Genomic DNA, 4,219 nt, shown 5'->3' with positions numbered 1-4,219 from the left:
GGCGCCGCGCGCGCCCAGCGCCGCGCCCAAGGCCGCGGCCGCCCCGGCCAAGGCCGCCGAGCCCGAACACACCGTGCGCGTGGACACCAAGCGCCTGGACGCGATCGTCAACCTGATCGGCGAACTGGTGCTCTCGCGCAACCGCCTCAAGACCCTGCGCGTGCGCCTGCGCGACGAGGAACTGGACCGCGCGGTCAGCAGCCTGGACATCGCCACCGCGCGCCTGCAGTCGGCGGTGATGCGCACGCGCATGCAGCCGGTGGGCAAGGTGTTCTCGCGCTTCCCCAAGGTGGCGCGCGACGTCGCCCGCTCGCTCAACAAGGAAGTGGAACTGGAACTGATCGGCGCCGACACCGAGCTCGATCGCAACCTGGTCGAGGCGCTGGCCGATCCGCTGGTGCACCTGGTGCGCAACGCGATCGACCACGGCATCGAAGCCCCGGCGCTGCGCGAAGCCACCGGCAAGCCGCGCGGCGGCCACGTGCGCCTGTCGGCGCAGCAGGAAGGCGACTACGTCAGCATCGAGGTGCAGGACGACGGCGCCGGCATCGACCCGGAACGGCTGCGCGCCAAGGCCCGCGAGAAGGGCCTGATCGACCCCGAGGCCGCCGCCCGCCTGACCACCGAGGAATGCCTGCACCTGGTGTTCCTGCCCGGCTTCTCGACCAAATCCGAAGTCACCGACATCTCCGGCCGCGGCGTCGGCATGGACGTGGTGCAGTCGCGCATCCGCGAACTCAGCGGCCAGATCCAGATCCAGTCGGAACTGGGCCGCGGCAGCCGCTTCCTGATCCGCGTGCCGCTGACCCTGGCGATCCTGCCGACCCTGCTGGTGCAGGCCGGCGATACCGTCTACGCGCTGCCGCTGGCGCGCGTGGTGGAAGTGCTGCACGCCCCGCGCCGCTCGCTGGGCTGGTTCGACGGCCGCGCCGTGCTCGACCGGCAGTCGCACACCCTGCCGCTGGTGGACCTGCGCCAGTGGCTCAACATCGACGCCCCGCAACTGCCGCTGCTCACCGTGGTGGTGCTGCAGGCCGGCGAATCGCGCATGGGCCTGGTCGTGGACCAGGTCCGCGGCCGCGAGGAAGTGGTGATCAAGCCGCTGCCGCGCTCGCTGCGCGGCCTGCCCGGCTACGCCGGCGCCACCCTCATCGGCGACGGCCGCCTGGCGCTGATCCTGGATGTGGATGGCTTGAAGGCCTGAAGGCCGGGATTGGGGAATGGGGATTGGGGAATCGCAGGAGCGGGTTCCCTGGCGCTTCGTTTTTCCCTGATTCCGACGTAGGAGCAGCTTCAGCGGTGAGGCTGCGAATCGGCATTCGGGAATCGCAACAGCAGCTCCCGTGTACCTCACTCCCCAATGTGGGAGCGGCTTCAGCCGCGACGCGATAGAGCCGGGATGAGCGGTTGGCGTGCGCGCGCTTTTTCGATTCCCCAATCCCCATTCCCGAATCCCGGCTTCATCGACTCCCCATTCCCCATTCCCCAATCCCGGCCCCCAACCCATCAAGTCCCAAGCCCCCTGGCCGATACCTCCTGCATGGACAAGCTCAGTCTCATCGGCCTGCTGTTGGCGATTCTGTCGCTCATCGGCGGCAGCATCCTCAAGGGCGCCGGCATTTCGGCGCTGTGGTCGCCGGCTGCGTTCGTGATCGTGATCGTCGGCACCGTCGCCGCGATCCTGGTGCATACCCCGCCGTCCGTGTTCCGCCGTGCGTTCCAGATCGCCAAGTGGATCCTGTGGCCGCCGCCGAGCGACCGCCAGGCGTTGCTCAAGCAGATCGTGGAATGGAGCAACATCGCGCGCCGCCAGGGCCTGCTCGGGCTCGAGAACCAGGTGCCGCAGCAGCAGGATCCGTTCGTGCGCAAGGGCCTGCAGATGCTGGTGGACGGCGTGGAGCCGGAAGCGATCCGGCACATGCTGGAGATCGACCTGGAAGGCCAGGAACATTGCGATCTGGCCGCGGCCAAGGTGTTCGAGGGCATGGGCATCTACGCGCCCACCCTGGGCATCATCGGCGCGGTGCTGGGCCTGATCGCGGTGATGAAGAACCTGGCCGACCCGAGCAAGCTCGGCCACGGCATCGCCGCCGCGTTCACCGCCACCATCTACGGCATCGCCTCGGCCAACCTGCTGTTCCTGCCGATGGCCGCCAAGCTCAAGAGCGTGATCAAGCACAGCTGCGGCGAGCGCGAAATGATCATCGAAGGGTTGATCGCCATCGCCCAGGGCGAGAACCCGCGCAACATCGAATCGAAACTGGCCGGATTCTTGCATTGAGTTCCGAATGGCCCGCAAGCACTCCCACGACGAGCACGCCAACCACGAGGCATGGGCCATCCCCTATGCCGACCTGATGACGTTGCTGCTCGCCTTCTTCGTGGTGATGTACGCGCTGTCCACGATCAACGAAGCCAAGTACCGGGTCATGGCCGACGCGATGAGCGCCGCGTTCGGCGGCACCCCGACGACCCTGCGTCCGGTGCAGGTCGGCGACCACGCGCTGCAGGGCCAGGGCGGCGAGCGGCCGACCCCGATCAAGTCCAGCCCGGCGCTGACCCTGCCCGATCCCAACCGCCTGCCCTCGGGCAACGCGCAGCGCGGCGACGACCTGCGCGACGCGCAGCAGCTGCGACGCGCGCAGCGCCAGCTCGACAGCATCGCCGATCGCCTCGGCGCCGCGCTGGCGCCGCTGATCCAGAAGAAGCTGATCACCGTGCGCCGCGCCGGGCTGTGGATCGAAGTGGAGATCAACAGCGACATCCTGTTCGGCTCCGGCTCGGCCGCGCTCGACCAGAGCGCGCGCGCCACCCTGTCCGAACTGGCGCAGGTGCTGTCCGGCGTGCCCAACGGGGTGCGCGTGGAGGGCTACACCGACAACACCCCGATCGCCACCGCGCAGTTCCCCTCGAACTGGGAACTGTCGGCGGCGCGCGCGGCCAGCGTGGTCCACCTGTTCGCCGACCAGGGCCTGCAGCCCTCGCGGCTGTCGATGATCGGCTACGGCCAGTTCCGCCCGCGCGCCAGCAACGACACGCCGGCCGGCCGCAACGCCAACCGCCGCGTGGTGCTGGTGATCCTGGCCGACTCCGGCGACAGCGGCGATGCGACGCCGTCGGCCTCCGATCGTTTGAGCGCCGGCGCCGCGCCGGCCACCCCGACACCCCCCGCCGCGGCGGCCCCCGGCAACGCCGGCGGCCCCCGCGCAGTACCTGCCATTGAAGGAGTCAACTGATGCGCATCTGGGCGATCGCCAACCAGAAAGGTGGCGTGGGCAAGACCACCACCACGCTGGCCCTGGGCCGTGGGCTGGCCATGCTCGGGCACCGCGTGCTGATGCTCGATCTCGATCCGCACGCCTCGCTGACCCGGGCCTTCGACGTGCCGCAGGAACCGCAGCCGCCGGGCGTGCTCGACCTGTTCGCGACCCCGCCGGGCGAACTCGCCGCGCTGGCCCGCGACACCGCGGTCGAGCGCCTGAGCTTCGTCTGCGGGCAGACCGCGCTGGCCACGCTGGAACGGCGCAGCGCCAACCAGCCCGGCCTGGGCCTGGCGCTGCAGCAGGCCATGGCCCGCCACGCCGGCCAGCACGACTACATCCTGCTCGACTGCCCGCCGACCCTGGGCCTGCTGATGATCAACGCGCTGGCGGCGGCCGACCGCGTGATCATCCCGACCCAGGCCGAGCCGCTGGCCCTGCACGGCCTGGCCAGCATGGTCCGCACCGTGGACATGGTCGAGCGCTCGCGCCGCCGCCCCCTGCCCGCCTCGATCCTGCCGACCCTGTTCGACAAGCGCACCCGCGCCGGCAACGAGACCCTGCGGCAGATGCAGGACAGCTACGGCGAGCGGGTGTGGGAAGACGCCATCCCGGTCGACACCAAGATCTGCAACGTCAAGGCGCTGACGGTGGCCGGCGTGCCGGGCGACTACCCGGGCCGCGGCCTGGCCGCCTACCGCCGCGCGCTGGAATGGCTGATCGCCAGCGACGCCACGCCGATGGAGCAAGCCGCATGAGCACCCCCGGGATCATCGACGATTATCTGGAAGGCCTGCTCCACGACGTGATCGCCGAGGAGCAGAAGGCCGTGCCGCCGAGCCCCGCGCCGGTCGCGGTCGCCGACGTGCAAGCGGACGCCGCGACGACGGCGCCCGCCCCGGCCGCTGCCGGCCCCACGCCCGAACAGATCGCTGCCGCGGTCCTGGCCGAAGCCGATG

General features: G+C 70.3%; 3 protein-coding genes and 2 pseudogenes. All 5 read left to right on the top strand.

Features of this window, described 5'->3' with window-relative positions; all coding sequences use genetic code 11:
- Window positions 1–1,204, top strand: a 1,204-nt coding sequence (locus D588_RS0122830; protein WP_017917637.1) for a chemotaxis protein CheA, incomplete at its 5' end; no start/stop codon positions are given.
- Between the two features lie 336 nt (window positions 1,205–1,540).
- Window positions 1,541–2,281: a flagellar motor protein gene (locus tag D588_RS0122825; protein ID WP_010341770.1), complete on the top strand. Its 741-nt coding sequence runs from the start codon at window positions 1,541–1,543 to the stop codon at window positions 2,279–2,281.
- 7 nt (window positions 2,282–2,288) lie between these two features.
- Window positions 2,289–3,092: pseudogene (motD, locus tag D588_RS0122820) on the top strand (flagellar motor protein MotD); the annotation flags it as partial.
- Between the two features lie 143 nt (window positions 3,093–3,235).
- Window positions 3,236–4,018, top strand: a complete 783-nt coding sequence (locus D588_RS0122815) for a ParA family protein (RefSeq protein ID WP_017910758.1) — start codon at window positions 3,236–3,238, stop codon at window positions 4,016–4,018.
- Window positions 4,015–4,219: pseudogene (locus tag D588_RS25965) on the top strand (chemotaxis protein CheW); the annotation flags it as partial. The gene D588_RS0122815 and the pseudogene D588_RS25965, both read left to right, overlap by 4 nt.

The sequence above is a fragment of the Xanthomonas sp. SHU 308 genome, assembly GCF_000364645.1.
Taxonomy (GTDB): domain Bacteria; phylum Pseudomonadota; class Gammaproteobacteria; order Xanthomonadales; family Xanthomonadaceae; genus Xanthomonas_A; species Xanthomonas_A sontii.
This window is presented reverse-complemented; position numbering and strand designations above follow the sequence as displayed.